We start from the raw sequence: 23,069 nt of genomic DNA, 5'->3' as shown, positions 1-23,069 counted from the left end.
GGTGCTTTGCCGCCGATACGATTTGTCGGGTAGGGGGCTCGCTGTTGGCGGTGCGGGGGCTGGCTATGAGGGAACCGTGGCAGCTGTAATGAAATTGCCGGGTCAGGACCGATTCGATGAGATGGCCCGGCGGCTGGGCCAAGGTCGTACAACCGGGGCTGTCCTGCTGCTGGACCGCGATCTACGGATCCGGGGCGTGAACGCAGCCTACGAACGGATATCGCTGCGTCGGCGCACCGAGCTGCTGGGCGATTTCCTGTTCGACGCCTTTCCGGAAAACCCCAGCGACCCGAAAGCCAACGGCAGATCGAATCTCGAGATGTCGCTGGAGACAGCAATGCGCACCGGCCGTCCCCATCGGATGTGGCTGCAGCGTTACGACGTTCGCGACCTGCGCACCCCCGATAAGTTCGTGCCGAAGGTGTGGAAGCCCTGGAATGCGCCCCTGATTGACCACGGCGTGCTGTTGGGGGCGGTGCACCACGTTGAGCCGGTCACGCAGGTTCAGCAGGCCGTCGCCACGATGGAGCGTGCCCTCGAAGACGGTGAGTCCTGGTCGGCGGCGGAGCTACTGCGGGTCTTGAGCGCGGTCAGTGCCACCGAAAACGCGCACCACCACGAACAACGACGGGCCTTGGTCCGCGAGGCCGAGCAACTACAGCGCGCCATCGAAAACCGCGACACGATCGGCCAGGCCAAGGGCGCCTTGATGGAGCGGTACGACATCGACGCCACGGCCGCCTTCAACCTGCTGGTGAAGATTTCGCAGGACACCAACACGCCGGTGGCTCACGTCGCCCGCAAGCTCACCAGGATCGATCACCCGGATCGTCGCTGATCACCGCGCCCGGTCGCGATGCGGCGGTCAGACTCCGGCAGTCACTTCCTTCTGCACCGCCGCAGTGTTGCGCTTGGGTGCGGTCCGCGAATGAGTCGCGTACATCGCCAACCCGGTGAACGCCAATCCGCCCACCAGATTGCCCAGCACCGTGGGAATCTCGTTCCACTCGATGTAGTCCCCGATGGTGAAGTGCCCGCCGAGCATCAGGCCGGAGGGGAACAGGTACATGTTGACGACCGAGTGCTCGAATCCCATTGCGAAGAACAGTGATACGGGCAGCCACATGGCGATCACCTTCCCGGTGACGTCGGTGGCCAGCATGGCTCCGACTACCCCGGTGGACACCATCCAGTTGCACAACATGCCGCGCACGAACAACGTCAGCATGCCCGGAAAACCGTGTGCGGCATAGCCGAGCGTGCGCGCCTCGCCGATGTGCCCGATCGCCTGACCGATTTCGTTGGGCGGGCTGGAGAAGCCGTAGGTGAACACGATCGCCATCAGCACCGCGACGGTGAAGGCACCGGCGAAGTTGCCGAGGAAAACCAGTCCCCAGTTCCGCAGCACTCCGCCGATCGTGACCCCCGGACGCTTGTCGAGCCAGGCCAGCGGCGCCAACACGAACACGCCGGTCAGCAAGTCGTATCCGAGCAGGTAGAGAATGCAAAAACCGGCCGGAAACAGCATTGCCCCGATGATCGCGTGACCGGTCTGCACCGTCATGGTCACCGCGAAGGCCGCGCCCAGCGCCAGTGTCGCACCGGCCATGAATGCGCGGATCAGGGTGTCACGGGTGGACATGAAAATCTTGGACTGGCCGGCGTCGATCATCACATTGATCAGCTCGGGCGGCTTGACGTAGGTCATCGAACTCCTCAGGGCCACAGGGCGCAGTAGTTGGATCGGCGCGTGTGACCCTATTTCGCTGCGGCCCGCTCGGACCTAGCTCGTCAGCCAACTCCTAGTCAGCCCACAGACGTTGCCCAACAACGACTTTGCGTGGACTTTTCCGCGTTTTACCAGCTAAGACATCACCGCGGACGGTCGACCGCATACGTCCCGGCGTCGTCGGTGAATTCCGCGAGCACCCGGCGCTGAGCGCCGTCGACAGTGACCACACAGCTGAAACTGGTGCCCTTGCGCACGGTCGGATTCACCCCGTTGTTGCAGCGGACATTGGTCACGTTGTCGCGTCCGTAGCCGTTGATCGGGTCGGTGAGCACCTGGAGAACTCCGTCTTGGGCCTTGAGCACATCGAGCTCGACGGGGCCCGAGCCGCCGACGGTGCCGCGCAGCACCAACGTCAGAAGCACGCCGAGGGCCAGCAGTCCGGTCAGGCCCGCGGCGATCAGCACGGCGCGGTTCGACGGAGGTTGCGGGCTCGCCGGTTTCGGGGCACCGGCATCCGAGCCCGCCCGCGGCGCGCGACGGTCCGGCGGTACCGGAGGGCGAGGGCCCGACGGCGGTGGCCGGTGCGGCTGAGGGGGCGGTGGTATTCGGTGCGGCGGGGGTGTCGGGGGCCGGCGGACCTCTAGATACCAGGGCCGTTCGGGCGGCCGCGGTCGCTGCGGGGGTGGCCCACCCGGCCCACCCGGTCCGCGCGGCCCCTGCGGCTGCTGTGGTGGCCGCGGTATCGGCGTGGTCCGCCGCTCCGGCCGTTGGCGCGGGTCGTCTGGACGGTTCATGACATCGCGCCCATCACCCGAACCGCTCGAAGCATCCGTCGATGTCGCCGTGCAGCCCGGAGCGGAACGCGAGGATCCGGGTGAAGCCCGCCGGCACGGTGTTGTCGTCGGCGTCGCTGGCGACGATGCCGTTCATCAGCAGACCGGTGACCGCCTCGTCGAGGTCGCCGCCGGCCAGCGTCAAGCCCGGGCCGGATGACAGCGTCATGGGCTCGGCCATCCGGCGCTGGGCCACCCCGGTCAGACACGCGGTGCGCAACGCCGCCGCCGCCGACTCCAAACCGACCTCGCGTTCACGTTGCACCGCAAGCGCATACCGCGAAGTGACGGCCGACAATCCGGTGTTGTCGCCCTGCGGCATACCCAGCGTGGACTGATCGGTCGGCGCGCTTATCTCCTGCAGTCCGGCCAGATCGACGACGATGAGGTTGGACTCCGGGCAGTAGGCCACCGGATCGGGCTGGTGACCACTGGGGCATTTGCCCGACGTGGCCAGCTCCGGCGGGCGGGACAAGCCGAAGACCTGGCCCAGCTGCTCCATCAGGGTGGACAACACCGACTCGTCGATCGTGAGGTCGCTTTGCGGGTTTTCCGAATCGAACAGGGAATTGGGCAGATCGCCACGTCGCTTGCGGATCTCGTCCATGTCGATCTCGGCGCACATCGCCGCGCCGCCGTCGAAGCCGGTTTGAAAGGCCCCGACGCGGTCCAGTGCGGTGCCGTGCTCATCGGAGATCGAGACCGGATTGTCCGGCGTCGACACCGGGTCGCGGATCACGATCAGCCCGGCCAGCACATGGTTGAGCCCGTCGCCGGTGCTCAACTGCACCCGCGGCGAACTGCCCGCGGCCACCCATTGCAGATACACCCCGGCAAAACAGTCGGCCTGCTGTTCGCGGACCAGGGTGCGCGTCAGCGGATTGACGATCCCGGCCATGTTCTGCAGGGCGTGCCCGTATTCGTGCGCCAGCGTCCCGTTGACCGCCATGTCGCCGAAGTACTTTCGGGCGGTGGGCAAGAACTTGGCGCGGTCCCATGCCATGGTGTCCATCCGGCGGCAATACATCGCGTTCGGCAGGTGGTAGACCTCGCCGCCGCACACCGACGGGCCGTCTGCGTCAGTGGAGTCATAGGACATCAGCGTCGAGACCGGCTGGAAGCGTCCGCGCAGCGCCTCGGCGTAGTGCTGCGTCCAGAAGTCCTCGATGTCATCGATTGCCAGCAGCGAGAGGCGGTCGATGTCCCCGCCGTCGCTGTTTCTTACCCGGGCGGTCACCGGCGGAACGTCGCCGCGCGGGCCGCTGGGCCCCTCGGCGGTGGGCAGTCCCCCGACCCGTCCAGGGTCATACAGCATCGATATCGCGTGCCCGGCAATCACCGTCGGGGCGCTGTCGGGTGCGCAGCCCGTCAGCGCCAGGGTCAGGGCGGCCACCCCGAAAAGTGTTCTGGCGGTACGACCGAATCCGCGTTGAGCCATCGTCACCTGCTGAGGTAGGCCACGATCCCGCTGGTGACCGCCGCGGCGTACTGCGCTCGCCCGTCGGCACTTTCCAGCAGCGCCGCGTCCTGGGCACTACGCATGTTGCCCAGCTCGACCAGCACCGCCGGATACTCGGCCAGATTCAGCCCGGCCAGATCCGCTCGCCCGTACATGCCCTCGGCGCCGAGGTAGCTGGACTGGGGAATTCCCGCGGCCGTCAAGGAATCCCGAATGTCGCCGGCCAGCACCACCGCCGGTCCGGACTGGGCGTCGTTGAGCGCCGGACTGGAGTAGTTGACGTGAAACCCGCGGCCCGAGGCGGGCCCGCCGTCGGCGTGGATGGACACGATCGCGTCCGGATGCGCGGCATTGGCCGCAGCGGCGCGCGCGTCGATGCACGGGCCTACCGAGGTGTCGTCGCCGCGTGAGAGTTCGGTGTGCACGCCCAGCCGTTCGAGTTCGGACCGGATCCGGTTGGTCACGTCCCAGTTCAGGCTGTGCTCGGGGTAGCCATCGGCGGCGGCGGTTCCGCTGGTCTGGCAGGGCTTGGTGCCGCCGCGCCCGTTGGGAACCTGCCGGGCGATCGAGGCGTCGTTGGCGCCGCTGTGCCCGGGGTCCAGAAACACCGTCTTGCCGGCAACGGCGGGATCTGCCGGAGCGGCGGGCGCGACAATACCGGCCGCGAGCAAGCACGCGGCCGAGGCGACACAGACAACGGCCCGCCGGCGCACGGGGCAAGACTAGCAAGCGGCCATGGGTCCCTCCGGGGTCGTCAGCTGTCGAGGTCTCGGTGGTCGGTAGTTGTCGGTGGTGCGTTGTAGGAACGGGTGTATGAATCTGGCGGAGGCGGCTGACCGCAACGGCGCTGCTCGGGTGACCGCGTATCGCTGGTTTCTGGTGCGCGATATGACCGAGATCCTCACCCGCATGTGTGCCCAGGTCTACGGGAGACGTGCCGCGGCCAACCGGGCTAAAAGAGCTATTGCGGCTGCCAATGACGATGAGGCGCCCTGATGGCGCGCTTCGAGATCCCCGAAGGCTGTTGGGTACAGGCTTTCCGGTTCACTTTGGACCCGACCGAAGATCAGGCCCGCGCGTTGGCTAGGCATTTCGGTGCTCGCCGTAAGGCATATAACTGGGCTGTGGCGGTTCTGAAAGCCGATACCAGGGCGTGGCGTGAGACTGGTGTCGAGGCGGCGAAACCGTCGCTGCAGTCACTGCGTAAACGCTGGAATCAGGCCAAAGACGGCGTGTGTGTCAACGCCGAGACCGGGGTTGTGTGGTGGCCGGAGTGCTCGAAGGAGGCGTACGCCGACGGGGTGGCCGGTGCTGTGGATGCGTACTGGAACTGGCAGCAGAGCCGATCTGGCGCGCGCACCGGTAAGCGGGTGGGTTTCCCGCGGTTCAAGCGCAAGGGCCGTGACGCCGATCGAGTGTCGTTCACGACTGGGGCGATGCGCGTCGAGCCTGACCGCCGGCACTTAACCTTGCCGGTCATTGGCACTGTTCGTACGCATGAGAACACCCGCCGGATTGAACGGCTCATCCGAGCGGGGCGGGCGCGGGTCCTGGCGATGACGGTGCGGCGCAACGGTACGCGGCTGGACGTGTCGGTTCGGGTGGTGGTGCAACGCCCCCAACAGCCCCATACCGCCCGTCCCGGCTCGCGGGTGGGGGTCGACGTCGGGGTGCGCCGACTGGCCACCGTCGCCGACGCTGACGGCAATGTGATTGAGCGGGTGCCCAATCCGCGACCGCTCGAAGCGGCACTCAAAGCAATGCGGCACGTCAGTCGTGCCCGCTCCCGGTGTAGGAAAGGCTCGCGCCGCTATCGTGAGCGCAGCACCGAGATGTCCCGGCTGCATCGCCGGGTCAACGATGTTCGCACCCATCACCTGCACGTCCTGACCACACGGTTGGCCAAAACTCACGGCCGCATCGTGATGGAAGGGTTGGATGCGGCGGGGATGCTGCGGCAAAAGGGCCTGCCGGGGGCCCGCGCTCGTCGGCGCGGACTCTCCGATGCGGCTCTGGGCACACCGCGCCGGCACCTGTCCTACAAGACACGCTGGTACGGGTCACAACTGGTGGTCGCTGACCGCTGGTTTCCGTCGTCGAAAACCTGTCATGCCTGCCGGCATGTGCAGGACATCGGCTGGGCTGAACACTGGCAATGCGACTCGTGTTCAGCCTTCCATCAGCGTGATGATTGCGCCGCTGTGAACCTCGCGCGCTACGAGGAACCCAATAGCGTCGTCGGCCCAGTTGGGGCCGCCGTCAAGCGTGGAGCCGACCGTAAGACCCGGCGTAGCCGGGCCGGTGGCTGTGAAGCGCGGAAGGGACGCAGCCGCGAGGCTGCCGAACAACCCCGAGACGGGGTGCAAGTCGCGTGATCACTAACGATCACCCACTTGGAACGGTCTAATAGATCGATGCAGTTGATGTCACCGCTCGACTCGGTCTTTCTGCTGACCGAAACGCGTGAGCACCCTATGCACGTCGGCGGGCTGATGTTGTTGGAGCCGCCGGAGGGCTCCGGACCGGAATTCGTCGGCGAGATCTACCGGGGCCTGCTGGGCGCCCGTGATCTGCAGCCCGCGTTCCGGAAGCGTCCGGCGTCACTGTTCGGTGGCATCTCGAGCCTGCGCTGGGCCTTCGACGACGACGTCGACCTCGAGTACCACGTGCGGCGCTCGGCGCTGCCGGTACCCGGGCGAGTGCGCGACCTGTTGGAGCTGACCTCTCGGCTGCACGGCAGCCTGCTTGACCGGCACCGCCCGCTGTGGGAAGCCCACGTGGTGGAGGGGCTGGCCGACGGCCGGTTCGCGGTCTACGTCAAGGTCCACCACTCGCTGATCGACGGTGTCTCGCTGCTGCGGCTGATGCGCCACACGCTCTCGACCGACCCGCGGGAGTCGGAACTGCGCACCCCGTGGTCGGTCCGGCCCCAGTCACGGCCGCGCCCGGATTCTCCGTCTCCGTTGAGCGAACTGACCTCGATGGTCAAAGGCGTTGCCGCCCTGGGCCCGTCGACGGTGAAGCTGGCGCGTGCCGCACTGCTGGAGCAACAACTGACCCTGCCGTTCGAAGCGCCGCGCACCATGCTCAACGTCAAGATCGGCGGCGCCCGCCGATGTGCGGCGCAGTCCTGGCCGGTGGAGCGGGTGATCGCGGTCAAACGGGCGGCCGGCGTCACCCTCAACGATGTGGTGCTGGCGATGTGCGCCGGCGCGCTGCGTGGTTACCTCGATGAGCGCAGCGCCCTGCCGGACCATCCCCTGGTGGCGATGGTCCCGGTGAGCCTGCGCACCGAAGCCGAAGCCGACTCCGGGGGCAACATGGTCGGCACCATCTTGTGCAACCTGGCCACCGACCTCGAAGACCCGGCGCAGCGGCTGGAGACCATCAGCGAGTCGATGCGCCGCAACAAGAAGGTGTTCAGCGAACTGCCGCGCACCCAGGCGCTGGCGTTGTCGGCGGCCAACATGGCGCCGCTGGCCTTGGCGGCGATTCCCGGGTTCGTCTCGGCGGCCAAGCCACCGTTCAACATCGTCATCTCCAACGTGCCCGGCCCGGCCGAGCCGCTGTACTGGCGCGGTGCCCGCCTGGACGGCAACTATCCGATGTCGATCGCGTTGGACGGGCAGGCCCTGAACATGACCGTCGTCAGCAACGCCGGCAATCTCGATTTCGGGCTGGTCGGCTGCCGTCGCTCGGTTCCGCACCTGCAGCGCCTGCTCGGGCATTTGAACACCGCGCTGGAAGACCTGGAACACGCCGTGGGGGTGTGAGGCGTGGCCAAGCGCAGCGCCGGGGTACTGGTGTACCGGTCGAGCGCCGACGGCGGAGTCGAGGTGTTGATCGCCCATCCCGGTGGACCGTTCTGGGCGCGCAAGGACGACGGGGCCTGGTCGATTCCCAAGGGCGAACAACCCGAGGGTGAGGACCCGTGGGACACCGCACGACGTGAATTCGCCGAGGAGCTTGGCCTGCCGCCGCCGGATGGCGAGCGAGCAGATCTGGGTGAGGTGCGCCAGGCCGGCGGAAAGGTGGTCACGGCGTTCGCCGTGCGCGGCGACCTCGACGTGACCGACGCCCGCAGCAACACATTCGAATTGGAGTGGCCTCCGCGGTCGGGACAACGACGGGAGTTTCCTGAAGTCGACCGGGTCGGCTGGTTCTCGGTGGCCCAGGCGCGAATCAAGTTGTTGGCCGGGCAGCGGCCCCTCCTCGACCGATTGGTCGACTACCTGGGGTCTGAGCCTTAATTGTTGGCGGGATTTGGCGGTGTTCCTGGCTGCTGACGGCGCTGCGCCAAGCTGGAAACGATCATCCGGGCCAGCGTGCTCGCGCCGGTTCCTTCGGGTGCCTGCGGGTGCCGTACCGCCGGCGCGGCCGGAGCATGCCACTGCGCCAGCGCATTGAGTTCGCCGGCGAGGAACTGTCGCCGGCATTCGCTCCGTTGGATCTTGCCGCTTGAGGTGGTGGGCACCCGCATCGCGGGAACCAGCAATACGTCATGGGCGTCCAAACCGTGCTGTTCGCTGACCGACGCGCGGATGGACTCCATGATTGCGGCATAGTCGCTCTCGGCGACCTGCTGCCGATAGTCCAGTTCCTGCACGATCACCAGGCGGCTGTCGGCATTCGGTTTCGGTTGCACCGCGAAGACCGCGCCGCGGTCGGGCAGCAACGCCGGATGGCTGTCCTGCACAGTCGGCTCGATGTAGTTCGGGAAGTAATTGCTGTCGCCGATGGTGATGAGGTCTTTCCAGCGCCCGGTGACGAATACCTCACCCTGGCACAGGAATCCCATGTCGCCGGTCCGCAGGAAGGGGCCTTCACCGGTGTCCGACAGGAAACCGGCGAAGCTGTGTGCGTTCTCTATCGGCCGATCCCAATACCCCTGCCCAACACTGGGGCCGGACACCCAGATCTCGCCGACCTCGTCCGGTCCCAGTAGGCGGCGAGTCTCCGGGTCGGCGATCACGACCCGTTGGCCGTACACCGGTGGGCCGCAGCTGACCACTGCGACAGCGTCGGTGGTGGCGTCGACGTCGACGGTGCGGTTCTCGCTCAGCGCCTTGCTGTCCACGTAGCGGACGCCGGCGACCCCAGGAGTGGGGTCTGCGGAGACCAGCAGGGTGGCCTCGGCCAGGCCATAGCACGCGAGAAACGCCTCAATGCGGAATCCCGCCGGAGCGAACGCGTCGGCGAACTCCTGAATGGTCGATGCACTGATCGGTTCGGAACTGCTCGCGGCGGTGGTCCAGTGCGACAGATCCAGTGCCGCACGCTGCTCGGGGGTGCTTTGTTTGACGCACAACCGGTAGGCGCTGTTGGGTGCTGCAGTCGTGTTGGCGCGGAACCGAGACATCGCTTCCAGCCACGCCATCGGCCGCTGGAAGAAGACGATCGGCGACATCAATACGGTGGTGCAGCCGACGTAGATCATCTCCAGGACCCCGCCGATCAGCCCCATGTCATGCTGCTGCGGCAGGAAGTAGACGCACGTCTCATCCTCGTTGCCGTGGTAGGCCCGCCGGATGGATTCCAGGTTGTGCATGAGGTTGCCGTGCGTCACCACCACACCCTTGGGTGACTTTGTCGAACCGGAGGTGTACTGGATCATCGCCGTGCTGCTCGGGTCGATGTCGGGCGCCTGCCACGTTTCGGGGGCGACGGCTTGGTCGATGGCGCACCACCGCAGCGCCGACATGCCGGGCACATCGGCGGCCGCCATCTGAAGTTGGGTTTGGGTGGTGGAGGTTGCCACCGCGAAGGTGGCCTGCGCATCGGGCGCGACCAGCTTCAGGCGGGCCAGCGGCGTGTCGACGGGCACCGCGATCGCCCCAGCGTAAAAGCAGCCGAAGATGCTGATGATGCTGTCCAGGCCCGGCCGACAGATCGCCAGCACCCTTTGCCCGGCAGCGCCCTGCCGCTGGAGATCGGCTCCAACTGCCCGAGCTTTGTCGTCGAGTTCCCGATATGTCAGGCTGGCCGTGACGTTATTGCCGTCGGGGGCGAATTTGAACGCGACCTTGTCCCCGTACCGGTCCGCCTGTAACCGCAGCATGTCCACCAGCGTGTGTGCGTTCGGCATGAAATGCTCGGCCATCCCCACACCATAAACGGTGCGCCCAGCGGCGCGACTAGGAGCGTTGCGTCTCCGAGTGGCCGGCGCACCACTGCTCCGGGGGCACCTGGGCCTTCACCTCTGCGATGTGATCGCCGCACCCGTCCCAGGTGGTCTTACCGCAGACTTGGCAGGGCACGGGGTAGCACATCGGCGGTTCCTTTCAGGTGGTGCGCAAGGCAACCGACAGCGTATCGATGACGGTGCGGATTTTCTCGCTCACTTCGTCGGCGATTGCCGCCAAAGCCGGATTGTCGATGACCTGGGCCATCAGTTGCGGATTCATGGCCTCCACCAGCACCGTGCCCGGATGCTCGGTGTCTTCGCGGACCACGATGTTGCAGGGCAGCAGCACCCCGATGCGCTTCTCGGCGGTCACGGCCCGGTGCGCCAGCGGCGGATTGCAGGCACCCAGGATCAGGTAGCGCTCCATCTGTTCACCGAGCTTGGCTTTCAGTGTTGCTTGCATGTCGATCTCGGTAAGAACGCCGAAACCGTTGTCCTTCAAAACCTCTCGGGTCTTCTCAGTAACTGCGTCGAAATCAGCGCCGGTCACTGCGGTGCTCATTGCCACGGACATTCCAGGCCTCCTTGGTCGCGGTGATCCCAGCCTACCAGACACCCCCGGGGGTATATACCTTCGCGGTATCGTCGCCTCATGCAGACCCTGCGCACGCCCGACGACAGGTTCGCCGGCCTCCCGGATTTCGCCTACCCGCCGCAGTTCTGCGACCTCGACGACCTGGACGAAGACGAGCCCGGCGGCACGCTGCGGGTGGCGTGGGTGCAAGACGGTCCTGAAGACGGGGACCCGATCCTGATGCTGCATGGCGAGCCGTCGTGGTCGTATCTGTACCGCAAGATGATGCCGATCCTGGCCGAGGCGGGGTATCGGGTCATCTGTCCGGACCTGGTCGGATTCGGCCGGTCCGACAAGCCGATCCGCGCGCAAGACCACACCTACGCGCGCCATGTCGAATGGATGCGTGCGCTGGCGTTCGACGTCCTCGACCTGCAGAACGTCACGTTGGTGTGCCAGGACTGGGGCGGGCTGATCGGGCTGCGGGTGCTGGCGGAGAACCCGGACCGGTTCAGTGGCGTCGTCGTGGCCAACACCGGTCTGCCCACCGGGGACATTCCGATGCCGGAGGTCTGGTGGCGCTTTCGGGAGGCGATCCAGACCGCACCGACGATCAACGTCGGTTGGTTCGTGCAGGCCGGATGCCGCCGGCCGATGAGTGAGGCTGTGCGGGCCGGCTACGACGCCCCGTTCCCCGACGACAGTTATTGCGTCGGTCCCCGGACCATGCCGTCGCTGATCCCGACCACGCCCGAGGATCCGGCGGCCCCGGCCAACCGGGCGGCGTGGGCTGCGCTGTGCGCCTCGCAGACCCCGATGCTGGTCGCGTTCAGTGACGGCGACCCGATCACCGGCGCCATGGCGCCCATCTTCGAGCGCGAGATGGTCGGGGCACACGGCCGAGCGCACCCGACGATCCACGACGCCGGGCACTTCCTGCAAGAGGATGCCGGCGAGGAACTCGCCCGCCACGTCCTGGAGTTCCTGCGGCGCTGACTCGTCAGCGCCCATGATGGACCCCATGGACCTTCCCGTGGCTCCGCCGGTAGCCCCGATGCTCGCCAAGGCAGCCGCCAAGGTTCCGGGTGAGGGCGAGGAGCCGGGGCGGTGGTCCTACGAACCCAAATGGGATGGCTTTCGTGTCATTGTGTTTCGCGACGGCGATGACGTGCTGCTGCAGTCCCGCAACGGCAAACCGCTGAGCCGCTACTTCCCGGAGCTGCTGGAGGCGCTGCGCGCCGAGACCGCCCCGCGTTGTGTGCTCGACGGCGAGGTGGTGGTGCCGCGGCAGATCGGCGGGCGGACCCGGCTGGACTGGGATTCGCTGAGCCAGCGGATTCACCCCGCCGAGAGCCGGGTGCGGTTACTGGCGCAGCAGACCCCGGCGCAGTTCATCGCCTTCGACGCGCTGGCCACCGGTTCGGCGTCGCTGCTCGACGAGCCGTTTCGGGTGCGACGCGATGCGCTGTCCGATCTGATCACCGGCGGCGCCAGCTGTCACATCACCCGGGCCACCGCGGACCCCGAGCAGGCCACCCGCTGGCTCACCACGTTCGAAGGCGCCGGGCTGGACGGGGTGGTAGCCAAGCGGACCGACGGGCCGTATCTGCCCGGCAAGCGCGAGATGGTCAAGGTCAAACACCACCGGGACGCCGACTGCGTGGTGATGGGATACCGCATCCACAAGAGCGGCGCCGGCATCGGTTCGCTGCTGTTGGGGCTGTATCGCCCCGACGGCGAGCTGGCGATGGTGGGCGGTTCGTCGGCGTTCACCGATGCCGATCGGCTCAAACTTCAGGCCGAGCTGGAGCCGCTGCGCGTCGGTGACATCCGCGAGGGCGAGGCCAGCCGATGGAACTCTGCCGCCGACAAGCAGTGGGTCCCGATCCGGCCCGAGCGGGTCGCCGAGGTCGCCTACGACCAGATGGAAGGGGACCGCTTCCGGCACACCGTGAAGCTGCTGCGGTGGCGCCCCGACCGGGACCCGGCCAGCTGCACGTTCGAACAGCTCGAGGCGCCGCTGAACTACGACCTCGCCGACGTACTGGAGACCTGAGATGGCCGGCTCCGAGGAGTTAGATGTCGATGGCACCGCCGTCCGGTTCACCAGCGGCGACAAGGTGTACTTCTCCCGGTTGGGCGCCGGCGGCACCAAGCGGGCGCTGGCCGACTACTACCTGGCGGTGGCGGGCGGACCGCTGCTGCACGCCCTGGCCGACCGGCCCAGCCATCTGCAGCGGTTCCCCGACGGCATCGATGGCGACGAGGTCTACCAGAAGCGCCTGCCGCGGGGGCGTCCGGACAGTCTGCAGTCCTGCCAGGTGACGTTCCCGTCCGGTCGCACCGCAGAGGTCCTCAAGGTCACCCGGCCCGCCGACGTCCTGTGGGCTGTGCAGATGAGCACGGTGACCTTCCATCCCTGGCCGGTGCGCTGCCCGGATACCGACCACCCCGACGAACTGCGCATCGACCTGGACCCGCAGCCGGGCACCGGCTTCGCCGAGGCGCGTGCGGTCGCGCTCAAGGTGGTGCGCCCGCTGCTCGACGAACTCGGGCTCATCGGCTACGTCAAGACCTCCGGCGGCCGCGGACTGCACGTCTATCTGCGGATCAAGACCGACTGGGACTTCATCGAGGTCCGCCGGGCAGGTATCGCGCTGGCTCGCGAGATTGAGCGACGCGCACCGGACGCGGTCACTGCCTCGTGGTGGAAGGAAGAACGTGGCGCGCGGATCTTCGTCGACTTCAACCAGAACGCCCGCGACCGCACCATGGCATCGGCCTATTCGGTGCGGGCCACGCCTATCGCCACCGTCTCCACGCCGTTGACGTGGGATGAGTTGGCCGACGGCGCCGATCCGGACGACTACACCATCAGTACGGTGCCCGAGCTGATCGCTGATCGCGGTGACCCGTGGAGCACCATCGACGACCTCGAACAATCCCTCGAGCCGTTGCTCGACATGGTGGCTTCCGACGAAGCCCGCGGACTGGGGGACATGCCCTACCCGCCGAATTACCCGAAGATGCCGGGCGAACCCAAGCGGGTGCAGCCCAGTCGGGATACCGATTCGCATAGGGGCAACTAGGTGGACGGAGGTCTTGTTTTTGCATTCAGGGCTGTGCCGGGACTTGAGATAGCAGCCCTGGCTGCAATCTCAACGCCAGGACCTTCACTCCTGGCGTAGCAGCCCGACGCAGGTGGCGGTGAGCAGCCGGGTCAAAGCCGTGGTGAAGTCCAGATTCCAATCAGGCGGAACCTGGGTCTCCGCGGAGTAGGCCTCGGCGAGGTCCGCCGGCGGGTGGGCGATCTGCCATAACGGCGCCGCCAGTGAGTACGAGGCCAGCAGCAGGTCTAACGCGCCTTCCTTGCCGAGGTCGGGCAGGGCACGCTCGATGGCGTCGGCCATGGCCAATCCCGCCGTGGAGCTCCGACGGCGAACCTCGATCACCCGGTCGGCATCGACCTCGTGCTCCAGATGCAGGTGCAGATTCGCCAGCATGTCGCAGAACAGTGGGTCGGCGACCAATCCGCTGGTCAGGGTCGCCGCGACCCGTGCGGCAGACATCGGACCGGGCTCGCGCAGCGCCGTGCAGACGGTGGCTGACCAGTGTTCCCAGCTTTCGGCGGCCAGACGCAGCAGCACCTCTTTGTGCGAGCTGAAATAACGCCGCACCGCGGAATAGTGCACTCCGGCGCGGCTTGCGACAGCCGTCAGGGTCACCGAGGCGACACCGGTCTCCAATGCCACCGAACGCGCCGCCTCCATCAGCGCTTCGGCCCGCTGACGCTTCTTCTCGTCGCTGCGGGCGCGTTGGAAGGTCGCCTGGCGCACAGCGCGAGGATAACGCACGCTATGTGCGTTGCAGGTGTCCTCAGAAGTGCTGTAGCGTGCGCTTACGCTCCGTCGACGTGGGTTAGGGTACCCAAAGATGTCTGGTGAAGGGGACTCCGATTTTCAAGGTGCTGAGCCGGGTGTGGATACCCCTGGTGATCTTGGCAGTGGTCTGTGTCGCCGCATTCGCCGTGACGCGCATCCACGGCCTGTTCGGCTCTGAGAAGCGCCCCTCCTATTCCGACGGTCAGAACGACGAAACCAAACCGTTCAACCCCAAGCGGTTGACCTACGAAATCTTCGGCCCGCCAGGAACGGTGGCTGACATCAGCTACTTCGACGTCAACTCCGAACCGCAACGCGTCCAGGACGCCGTCCTGCCGTGGCATCTCGAAATCGTCACCACCCTTCCCGCGGTAGTGGGAAGCCTCATGGCCCAAGGCAATAGCAACAGCATCGGCTGCCGCATCAGCGTGGACGGAGAAGTGAAGGCGGAACGGATCTCCAACGAGGTCAACGCCTACACCTTCTGCCTGTTGAAGGCGGCATGAGCCAGCCCAGCGCCCACGCCGCCGGCACCGCGCCGCAGCGACCTTTCATCGCACGGACTATCCGCCGGTTCGCCATACCGATCATTCTGGCGTGGTTGGCGCTGATCGCGGTGCTCGTCGCCACCGTCCCGCCACTGGAGGAGGTCGGTAAGCAGAACGCCGTTTCGGCGAGCCCCAAAGACGCCCCATCCATGCAGGCGATGACCGAGATGGGCAGGGTCTTCCAGGAGTCGGACTCCGACAGCACCGCGATGGTCGTGCTGGAAGCCGACCACGAGCTGGGCGATGCCGAGCACGAGTACTACGCCGAAGTGGTCGAGAAGCTCAAGGCCGACACCGCACACGTCCAGCACGTGCAGGACTTCTGGGGTGACCCGATGACCGCCGTCGGTGCCCAAAGCCCCGACGGCCGAGCGACGTACGTGCAACTGAACCTGGTCGGCAACATCGGCCAGGCGGCTGCGAACGACTCCGTCGAATCCGTTCGCCAGATCGTGGACTCGGTCCAGGCCCCGCCCGGGCTGACGGTCTACGTGACCGGCACCGCGGCGCTGGCCAAGGACATGAACCACGCCGGCGACAAGTCCATGTTCAAGATGATGCTGGTCACCATCCTGGTGATCCTGACCGTGCTGCTGCTGGTCTACCGCTCGATCATCACCGTGGGGCTGCTGCTGGGCATGGTCTACATGGAGCTGAACGCCGCCAGCGGCGTGGTGGCGTTCATGGGACATCACCACTGGGTCGGGTTGACCACGTTCGCGGTCAACCTGCTGGTCTCGCTGGCGATTGCCGCCGGCACCGACTACGCGATCTTCCTGATCGGCCGCTATCACGAGGCCCGCCAGGCCGGCGAAGACCGCGAATCGGCGTACTACACCGCCTTCGCGGGCGTCTCGCACGTCATCCTGGGATCGGGCCTGACCATCGCCGGCGCGGTGTTCTGCCTGCACTTCACCCACATGCCCTACTTCGTCACGCTGGGCATCCCGTGTGCGGTGGGCATGCTCGTCTCGGTCGCCGCGGCATTGACCCTGGGGCCGGCGGTCATCACCGTGGGCAGCCGATTCGGCCTGTTCGACCCCAAGCGCGCCACCAGCACCCGCGGCTGGCGGCGGGTGGCGACGGTGATCGTCCGCTGGCCGGGACCGGTGCTGGTGGCCTCGCTGGCGGTGGCGGCGGTCGGCCTGCTGACGCTGCCCGGCTACCAACCGGCTTATGACGACCGCAAGTACATCCCCACCGACATCCCGGCCAATGAAGGTTTCGCCGCAGCGGACCGGCACTTCTCCCAGTCCCGGATGCTGCCCGAGGTGCTGCTGATCGAGTCCGACCACGACATGCGCAACCCGTCGGACTTCCTGGTCATCGACAAGCTGGCCAAGGCGGTGTTCAAGGTCGTCGGGATCTCCCGGGTGCAGGCGATCACCCGTCCGCAGGGCACCCCGCTCGAGCACACCTCGATCCCGTTCCAGATCAGCATGCAGAACGCCGGTCAGCTGCAGACCATGCAGTTCCAGAAGAAGCGCATGGACGACATGCTCACCCAGGCCGAGGCGATGGCCCAGACCATCGCCACCATGCGCCAGATGTACGGCCACATGAGCCAATTGGCCGGCATCACCCACGAGATGGTCGTCGACATGGACGACCTACAGGCCCAGATCTATGAGATCCGCGACCATATCGCCGATTTCGAGGACTTCTGGCGGCCGATTCGCAACTACTTCTACTGGGAACCGCACTGCTACGACATCCCGATCTGCTTCTCGCTGCGCTCGGCGTTCGACATGGTCGACAGCGTCGATCCGATGAGCGAGAGCATGGACAAGATGATCGCGCACATGGGCGACATGGATGCGCTGATGCCGCAGATGCTGACCACCTTCCCGCCGATGATCGACACCATGGAGACCATGCGGACCATGATGCTGACGATGCACAGCACCATGTCCGGCATCTTCGACCAGATGGACGAGATGAGCGACAACGCCACCGCGATGGGCAAGGCGTTCGACGAGTCCAAGAACGACGACTCGTTCTACCTGCCGCCGGAGGTGTTCGAGAACCCGGACTTCAAGCGCGCGATGAAGATGTTCATCTCCCCGGACGGCAAGGCTGTGCGGATGATGATCAGCCACCGGGGTAATCCGGCTACCGCCGAAGGCATTTCGCACATCGACAAGATCCGTGTCGCCGCCGAGGAAGCTCTCAAGGGCACGCCGCTCGAGGACGCCAAGATCTATCTGGGCGGAACCGCATCGCTGTTCAAGGACATGCACGACGGCTCCAACTATGACCTGCTGATCGCCGGAATCGCCTCGCTGTGCCTGATTTTCATCATCATGCTGTTGATCACCCGCGCGTTGATCGCCGCGCTGGTGATCGTCGGCACGGTGGCCGTGTCGTTGGGGGCGTCGTTCGGGCTCTCGGTGCTGTTCTGGCAGTACCTCGTCGGTATGCAGCTGCACTGGCTGGTCCTGGTGATGAGCGTGATCGTCTTGCTGGCGGTGGGGTCGGACTACAACCTGATGCTGGTCGCCCGGCTCAAAGAGGAGATCCACGCCGGACTCAACACCGGCATCATCCGGGCGATGGGCGGCACCGGCAAGGTGGTCACCTCGGCCGGGCTGGTGTTCGCCTTCACCATGACGTCGATGGCGGTCAGTGACCTGCGCATCATCGGGCAGATCGGCACCACCATCGGGTTGGGGCTGATGTTCGACACGTTGATCGTGCGGGCGTTCATGACTCCGTCGATCGCGGCGTTGCTGGGGCGCTGGTTCTGGTGGCCGATCAATGTGCTGCCGCACGTCGGCGGGAAAGCGGCCCGGCATCGAGAAGCGGCCGCCCTTGCGCGAGGGGATGCTACCGAGGAGCTGGCCCACAAGGGGTAGCCGAATGTGAGCGATCGCATGCTCAGGGCCCAGAAAACCAATTAGGTAGCATGACTAAAGTTATGTAGCATTGCTTACTGAGTTCGGATGGCGAAGTGGCCATTTGCCGGCGCTTTCGCCTCACCTGCTTCACCCGGCTCAGCGGTCTCACCGGCGGGTTTAGCGTCCGAAAACTGATGAGTGAAAGGACCGGGGGAATGGCTACAGTGGACTCCATGCGTACGCACCGCTCGATTCTGCGGGGCATCGTCGTGACCGCTGCCGCCGCCGGCGCAGCCGTGGCCGCGGTGCTGTTGCCCGCCACCGCCTCCGCCGACGCGACCGACGACTTCCCGATCCCGCGTCGCGTGATTCGCACCGACTGCAGTGCCGAGCAGATGCTGGCCGCCAGCCGCGACCTGTCGCCGATCTACTACGAGCGCTACATGATCGACATGCACAACAAGCCGGTCCAGGTCCAGCAGGCCACCATCGACAAGATGCACTGGTTCTTCTCGCTGAACCCCGATCAGCGCCGGGCCTACTCCGAGGAGTTGGCGACCAACTTCGCCGACCCGCTGACGGTGTCGTGGCCCAACCACGCCAAGATCTTCTTCAACAACAAGGGCGTCGTCGCCAAGTCGACCGAGGCCTGCAGTCAGTACCCGCGCGACGACATGTCGGTGTGGGACTGGGCCCCCAAGCCGTAACAGGAGACCGATGAACGGTTCCACCCGTCGAGTCATGCGGGCTCTGCTCGTCGCCGGCGCGGCGGGCGGCCTGTTTCTCGGGGCCCCGGGATCACCTGCGAGCGCGCAACCGGCGGGGTTCCCCAACTTCGACGACTTCACCGCGGTCCCGGTGGACAACTACATCTCGACGGGCCCCAAGGGGCCGGGGCGTTGGGTGAACTTCTCCACGCCCTACAACGTCGCCTGCCAATTCGACGCCGTCGACCCGCCCGCGGGGTCGTCGCAGGCCATCATGTGCGACGGCGACATGCCGGGCTTGGCCAACGCGCCGCTGGGCTCGGGCGCCCCGGTGCCGGGCGGCTGTGTGATCGGGACGGTGCGCTCGCAGGGCGCGGCGGGGCTGCGGCTGAACCGCGAATCGACCGGCTGCGGCCGCCAATTCTCCAACGGAGCCTTCCTGGGCGTCGGGCAGAAGTTGTCGTACGGCAACGTCACCTGCGCGGTGGGCACCGACCAGCTTGTCGCCTGCCTGGACACCTCGCTGGGGCATCACGGCTTCGTGCTGAGCCCGTCGGGCAGCACGGCGTTCTAGAGATTCTCGGGCCTTGCAGGGCCGTCCTGCGCTACGGGTTGACGTTGAACGTGGTGGTGTAGGTCCGTGGGTGATAGGGCGGTGGCGGGGCATCTGGCCCACTCGGCCAGCCCTCAGGCCTGGGCCACGTGCTGACCCGCATCGTGACCTGCTCTTGCCCGTTGGGAAGCGTCTCGATGTTGACGATGCTCGGCCCGTAGGGGACGGCCGGCTCATTACCGGGGCTCGGGATGAATCCGGGGCCGGTGAGATCCTGCGAGGGAGCTTGCAGCAGTCCCTGCGGGCTGCCCGCGGCCACGCCCACGACCTGGCCATCGTCGCTGGCGCTGGTCAACAGATACCCGCCCTGGGGCAGCGACACAATCTGATTCTCCCGATCGGCCGGACCGAGATTGTTGAAGGTGCCGACCTCGTGCAGGCTGTTCATCCAGGCATTCGGCGGGTCACCGGCGGCGACCGGGGCCGACTGCCACAGGGCGCGCTGACCGTCCTGTCCGACGTTGCCGACGATCATCATGGTTCCCGATGCCGGGTCGTAGACGCCGCTGGCCTGGGAGATGCCCACCTTGGTGTCCGAGCCGAGCGGGGTGCCCAGCAGCGGCCCCAAATCCGTTGCCGGATCGGCCAGATTCTGGACCCGCGATTCGGGCGCGATGTAGTTGTCCGGTGAGGTGCCGAGCCCGTAGGGCCGCACACTGTAAAAGGCGTATTGCTGGCCGTCGGGGCCGACGGCGGTCCCGGTCGGCAATGCCCGAAAGCCCTCGTCGACGGGGAACGGATTATCGATGGCGGGCTTGCCGGGGGTGTGCAGGCGGGGGTGGCCGCTCTCCGGGTCGCCGGTGATGACGATGCCGGTGCCCGGGATTGTCGCGCCCAGGTCATACGGCGAACCGTCCTGCTTCTCCGGCATGGGCGGGCTGCCCACGCCGGCGATGGTGGGATCGCGGGGCTGCTGGCTATCAGCTGGAATCGTGTTGTCCACCAGCCGGATATGGGGGTCCTGGCCGTCCTCACCGCTGCCCAACTTGTAATGGTTGGTCAGGGTCTGCGCCAGCTGCGCCCGGTGCCGGCTGTCGGCGGCGGCGTCGGAGACCACCCGGTGGATCTCGCGGGTCTTGGCGGTGAGGAACCGCTGGAACTGGCGGGAACCGGCGGGGGTGTCCAGTCCTGGCCAGGTGGCGGCCGACTCGCGGATCTCGGCCTCGATGGCGTCGAGGCGTTGCCGTGAACTCACTGCGTTGCGGACGGCCTGCTGCAGGACCGTCTGGAGCTCTTTGTCCGCTGCTACCGATGTGGCCAGCCGGTTCGCGAGTTCCTCTTCACGCGCGCGCGCCGCATCCGCGAAGGCACCGAGGTTCTCGGCCATAGCGAACAGGGTAGCCGGGCCGGATTGGGCTTACTGGTCCTTTTTCGCCCGGCGCTTGCCGGACGGCCGCAGCTTGTCCTCGCCGGTTGAAGCCGGCTCGCTCGCTTCGTCGCCCGTCGACTCGACGATCTCAGTGGCTTCAGGCTCGTCATCAACCGCGGCGTCAGCATCAGCTTCAGCGTCGTCGTCGGACTCGTCGCCCGATTCTTCGTAGGTGTCGGCGTCCCCGGAGTCCTCAGCGTCCTCAGCCTCGTCGTCGCCGGACTTCTTGCCCCGCCGGCGCTCTTTCTTGGGCTGCTTTTCGGCCTTGGGCTTGATCGGTTTGGGCGGCGGGGGCGGCAGTTCGGCGACGAACGTCAGGTAGAACGCACCGATTCCCAACAGGGCGATCGCGGCTGCGGCCCCATAGATCCCGAACAGCCAGACGCCGAAGCTGTCCAGCGACAACCAGATCTCACTGACCGCGGTGCCGGCGATCAACGCTGCGGCCACCAGGTGCGCCACGATCGAGCCGGTCCGCAGCGACAGCGCAAGCTGCGGGGTGCCGTACTCGGGCTTGCGGGACTGCTTCAACACCGCTGCCACCGGCAGGGCCGTCGCCCCGACCAGGAGTCCGAGGAGGACTCGCATCACGGTGCCCAGCACGTGCGGGCTGAAGCCGGTCAGCTCCCACCACCGCGGCAGGACAAAGAGGAAATACAGGATGGCGGCGAGAGTCGAGAGCGACGCGTGCCAAACCGTGGCGACGGTACGACTCACGCCACCTCCCATGCTCGTCGGCTAGTGATTCAGGTGCGACCGGACCTTGATCTTTCGGTCCGGCCGCACCTGAATCGGGTGCGGAGGATAGGGGATTTGAACCCCTGAGGGCTATTAACCCAACCCGCGTTCCAGGCGAGCGCCATAGGCCACTAGGCGAATCCTCCGTCGGCAATGGTAGCTGAGTCCCTTGGGTGCTCTGCGCACTCCTCTTCCTGCCCGGCTTCCCGCCCCGCGTCGCCGCGCTGTGCTGGACCGCTAGACTTGCCCGTGGACCCCGCGCGGCGTCCATCCTGTGAACTCCCCCAGGGCCGGAAGGCAGCAAGGGTCAATGGGCTCTGGCGGGTGCGCGGGGTCCCCTTATATGTCGAGCCTTCGACGTCGAAAGGCGCACCCGTGTCGCTGCATACCCTCCACCGTGCCGACCTGACCGCGCAATATGAGCGCTACCAGCGGGACTACGCCGAGCTGCAGGCCAAGAAGCTCTCACTGGACCTCACCCGCGGTAAGCCGGCGCCTGAGCAGCTCGACCTGGCCAACGGCCTGCTGGCCCTGCCTGGCCCGGATGACTACTGCGGCGACGACGGCACCGACACCCGCAACTACGGCGGCCTGCATGGTCTGCCCGAGCTGCGTTCCATCTTCGGGGAGCTGCTCGGCATCGCGGTGCCCAACCTGATCGCCGGCAACAACGCCAGCCTCGAGTTCATGCACGACGTCGTCGTCTACTCGATGCTGCACGGCGGCGTGGACTCGCCGCGGCCCTGGAAAGACGAGAGTCAGGGCGTTAAGTTCCTGTGCCCGGTGCCCGGCTATGACCGGCACTTCGCGATCACCGAGACCCTGGGCATCGAGATGATCCCGGTCCCGATGCGCGAGGACGGCCCAGACGTCGACCTGATCGAAGAACTCGTCGCCGCCGACCCGGCCATCAAGGGCATGTGGACGGTGCCGGTGTTCGGCAACCCGACCGGCATCACCTACTCCTGGGAGACCGTGCGCCGGCTGGTGCAGATGAAGACCGCCGCGCCCGACTTCCGGCTGTTCTGGGACAACGCCTACGCGGTGCACACCCTGACCACCGAGTTCCCCCACCAGATCGATGTGCTGGGGCTGGCCGCGGCCGCCGGAAACCCGAACCGGCCGTACGTGTTCGCCTCCACCTCGAAGATCACCTTCGCCGGTGCCGGCGTCAGCTTCTTCGGTGGCTCGCTGGGCAACATCGCCTGGTACCTGCAGTACGCCGGGAAGCGCTCGATCGGCCCGGACAAGGTCAACCAGCTGCGTCACCTGCGGTTCTTCGGCGACGCTGACGGCGTGCGGGTGCACATGCGCCGCCACCAAGAGATCCTGGCGCCCAAGTTCGAGTTAGCCGCCGAGATCCTGGAGAACCGGCTCGGTGACTCCAAGATCGCGTCGTGGACCGACCCCAAGGGCGGCTACTTCATCAGCCTGGATGTCTGGCCGGGCACCGCCCGGCGCACCGTGGCGCTGGCCAAGGATGCCGGCATCGCGGTCACCGAAGCCGGTGCGTCGTTCCCATACCGCAAAGACCCCGAGGACAAGAACATCCGGATCGCCCCGTCGTTCCCGTCCACCGAGGACCTGCGCAATGCCGTCGACGGTCTGGCCACCTGTGCGCTGCTGGCCGCCGCCGAGCACCTGCTGGGCTGAC

Annotated in this window: 21 protein-coding genes, 1 tRNA gene, 1 other RNA gene and 1 pseudogene; 14 read left to right on the top strand and 10 right to left on the bottom strand. The window is 66.6% G+C overall.

The window, feature by feature from the left end:
• Window positions 1-76: 76 nt before the first annotated feature.
• A complete protein-coding gene (locus tag RCP37_RS20730; RefSeq protein ID WP_308484810.1) occupies window positions 77-838 on the top strand; it encodes an ANTAR domain-containing protein in 762 nt (253 codons plus the stop codon).
• Window positions 839-865: 27 nt separating this feature from the next.
• On the opposite strand, the gene RCP37_RS20725 is transcribed toward RCP37_RS20730, so the two are convergent.
• The 4 genes from RCP37_RS20725 to RCP37_RS20710 all read right to left on the bottom strand — a co-directional run bounded on the left by RCP37_RS20725 (window position 866) and on the right by RCP37_RS20710 (window position 4,737).
• Window positions 866-1,708: a formate/nitrite transporter family protein gene (locus RCP37_RS20725; protein ID WP_308484809.1), complete on the bottom strand. Its 843-nt coding sequence runs from the start codon at window positions 1,706-1,708 to the stop codon at window positions 866-868.
• A gap of 164 nt (window positions 1,709-1,872) precedes the next feature.
• Window positions 1,873-2,196 carry a DUF4333 domain-containing protein gene (locus RCP37_RS20720; RefSeq protein WP_308484808.1) on the bottom strand — a complete coding sequence of 108 codons (324 nt, stop codon included), beginning with the start codon at window positions 2,194-2,196 and terminating at the stop codon, window positions 1,873-1,875.
• 343 nt (window positions 2,197-2,539) lie between these two features.
• A complete protein-coding gene (locus RCP37_RS20715) occupies window positions 2,540-4,003 on the bottom strand; it encodes a neutral zinc metallopeptidase (protein WP_308484807.1) in 1,464 nt (487 codons plus the stop codon).
• 2 nt (window positions 4,004-4,005) lie between these two features.
• Entirely contained in the window at window positions 4,006-4,737 is a 732-nt protein-coding gene (locus RCP37_RS20710; RefSeq protein WP_308484806.1) for an Rv3717 family N-acetylmuramoyl-L-alanine amidase, read from the bottom strand.
• 163 nt (window positions 4,738-4,900) lie between these two features.
• On the opposite strand from RCP37_RS20710, the pseudogene RCP37_RS20705 reads away from it, so the two are divergent.
• From RCP37_RS20705 to RCP37_RS20690, 4 genes and pseudogenes are all read left to right on the top strand, one after another.
• A pseudogene (locus RCP37_RS20705) lies at window positions 4,901-5,020 on the top strand (IS607 family transposase); the annotation flags it as partial.
• A complete protein-coding gene (gene tnpB, locus RCP37_RS20700) occupies window positions 5,020-6,399 on the top strand; it encodes an IS607 family element RNA-guided endonuclease TnpB (protein ID WP_308484805.1) in 1,380 nt (459 codons plus the stop codon). The pseudogene RCP37_RS20705 and the gene tnpB, both read left to right, overlap by 1 nt.
• A 39-nt stretch (window positions 6,400-6,438) precedes the next feature.
• Window positions 6,439-7,797 (top strand): WS/DGAT/MGAT family O-acyltransferase, encoded by a 1,359-nt coding sequence (locus RCP37_RS20695; protein WP_308484804.1) that lies wholly within the window; start codon window positions 6,439-6,441, stop codon window positions 7,795-7,797.
• A 3-nt stretch (window positions 7,798-7,800) separates the two neighbouring features.
• Window positions 7,801-8,274, top strand: a complete 474-nt coding sequence (locus RCP37_RS20690) for an NUDIX hydrolase (RefSeq protein WP_308484803.1) — start codon at window positions 7,801-7,803, stop codon at window positions 8,272-8,274.
• On the opposite strand, the gene RCP37_RS20685 is transcribed toward RCP37_RS20690, so the two are convergent.
• Together RCP37_RS20685 and RCP37_RS20680 are read right to left on the bottom strand one after the other, a co-directional pair.
• A complete protein-coding gene (locus RCP37_RS20685; RefSeq protein ID WP_308484802.1) occupies window positions 8,271-10,124 on the bottom strand; it encodes a fatty acyl-AMP ligase in 1,854 nt (617 codons plus the stop codon). The two genes, RCP37_RS20690 and RCP37_RS20685, sit on opposite strands and share 4 nt — an antisense overlap.
• A 181-nt stretch (window positions 10,125-10,305) precedes the next feature.
• The gene (locus RCP37_RS20680; protein WP_308484801.1) at window positions 10,306-10,722 is read right to left on the bottom strand and encodes a DUF302 domain-containing protein; all 417 of its coding nucleotides are present in this window, start codon (window positions 10,720-10,722) and stop codon (window positions 10,306-10,308) included.
• Between the two features lie 78 nt (window positions 10,723-10,800).
• Between RCP37_RS20680 and RCP37_RS20675 the strand changes: the two genes are divergently transcribed.
• The 3 genes from RCP37_RS20675 to RCP37_RS20665 are packed head-to-tail and all read left to right on the top strand — an operon-like array spanning window position 10,801 to window position 13,811.
• Window positions 10,801-11,718 (top strand): haloalkane dehalogenase, encoded by a 918-nt coding sequence (locus tag RCP37_RS20675; protein WP_308484800.1) that lies wholly within the window; start codon window positions 10,801-10,803, stop codon window positions 11,716-11,718.
• 16 nt (window positions 11,719-11,734) lie between these two features.
• Window positions 11,735-12,778, top strand: a complete 1,044-nt coding sequence (locus tag RCP37_RS20670; RefSeq protein WP_308487180.1) for an ATP-dependent DNA ligase — start codon at window positions 11,735-11,737, stop codon at window positions 12,776-12,778.
• Between the two features lies 1 nt (window position 12,779).
• On the top strand, window positions 12,780-13,811 hold the full coding sequence (locus RCP37_RS20665; RefSeq protein ID WP_308484799.1) for a DNA polymerase domain-containing protein: 1,032 nt from the start codon (window positions 12,780-12,782) through the stop codon (window positions 13,809-13,811).
• A gap of 84 nt (window positions 13,812-13,895) precedes the next feature.
• Here RCP37_RS20665 and RCP37_RS20660 read toward each other — a convergent pair whose 3' ends face one another.
• On the bottom strand, window positions 13,896-14,558 hold the full coding sequence (locus RCP37_RS20660) for a TetR/AcrR family transcriptional regulator (protein ID WP_308484798.1): 663 nt from the start codon (window positions 14,556-14,558) through the stop codon (window positions 13,896-13,898).
• 128 nt (window positions 14,559-14,686) lie between these two features.
• On the opposite strand from RCP37_RS20660, the gene RCP37_RS20655 reads away from it, so the two are divergent.
• From RCP37_RS20655 to RCP37_RS20640, 4 genes are all read left to right on the top strand, one after another.
• Window positions 14,687-15,109, top strand: coding sequence for an MmpS family transport accessory protein (locus RCP37_RS20655; protein WP_308487179.1), 423 nt, complete (start codon window positions 14,687-14,689; stop codon window positions 15,107-15,109).
• Window positions 15,106-18,006: an MMPL/RND family transporter gene (locus RCP37_RS20650; protein WP_308484797.1), complete on the top strand. Its 2,901-nt coding sequence runs from the start codon at window positions 15,106-15,108 to the stop codon at window positions 18,004-18,006. The genes RCP37_RS20655 and RCP37_RS20650 overlap by 4 nt, the downstream gene beginning before the upstream one ends.
• Before the next feature lie 215 nt (window positions 18,007-18,221).
• Window positions 18,222-18,695 (top strand): DUF5078 domain-containing protein, encoded by a 474-nt coding sequence (locus RCP37_RS20645; RefSeq protein WP_373693076.1) that lies wholly within the window; start codon window positions 18,222-18,224, stop codon window positions 18,693-18,695.
• Window positions 18,696-18,705: 10 nt separating this feature from the next.
• A complete protein-coding gene (locus tag RCP37_RS20640; protein ID WP_308484796.1) occupies window positions 18,706-19,269 on the top strand; it encodes a hypothetical protein in 564 nt (187 codons plus the stop codon).
• Window positions 19,270-19,300: 31 nt separating this feature from the next.
• Here the strand turns inward: RCP37_RS20640 and RCP37_RS20635 are convergent, their stop codons facing one another.
• The 3 genes from RCP37_RS20635 to RCP37_RS20625 form a co-directional block, all read right to left on the bottom strand.
• Window positions 19,301-20,635, bottom strand: a complete 1,335-nt coding sequence (locus RCP37_RS20635; protein ID WP_308484795.1) for a DUF4226 domain-containing protein — start codon at window positions 20,633-20,635, stop codon at window positions 19,301-19,303.
• Window positions 20,636-20,665: 30 nt separating this feature from the next.
• Window positions 20,666-21,394 carry a lipid uptake coordinator LucA gene (locus tag RCP37_RS20630; protein WP_308484794.1) on the bottom strand — a complete coding sequence of 243 codons (729 nt, stop codon included), beginning with the start codon at window positions 21,392-21,394 and terminating at the stop codon, window positions 20,666-20,668.
• Window positions 21,395-21,475: 81 nt separating this feature from the next.
• A tRNA-Ser gene (locus RCP37_RS20625) sits at window positions 21,476-21,561 on the bottom strand.
• Between the two features lie 102 nt (window positions 21,562-21,663).
• On the opposite strand from RCP37_RS20625, the gene ffs reads away from it, so the two are divergent.
• Window positions 21,664-21,758, top strand: an RNA gene (ffs, locus tag RCP37_RS20620) — signal recognition particle sRNA small type.
• Between the two features lie 32 nt (window positions 21,759-21,790).
• The gene (locus RCP37_RS20615; RefSeq protein ID WP_308484793.1) at window positions 21,791-23,068 is read left to right on the top strand and encodes an aspartate aminotransferase type Ic; all 1,278 of its coding nucleotides are present in this window, start codon (window positions 21,791-21,793) and stop codon (window positions 23,066-23,068) included.
• The last annotated feature ends 1 nt before the right edge of the window (window position 23,069 follow it).

It is taken from the genome of Mycolicibacter sp. MU0102 (assembly GCF_963378105.1).
Classification (GTDB): domain Bacteria; phylum Actinomycetota; class Actinomycetes; order Mycobacteriales; family Mycobacteriaceae; genus Mycobacterium; species Mycobacterium holstebronense.
Note: the sequence above shows the minus strand (reverse complement) of the source record. Positions and strands in the feature narration are given on the sequence as shown.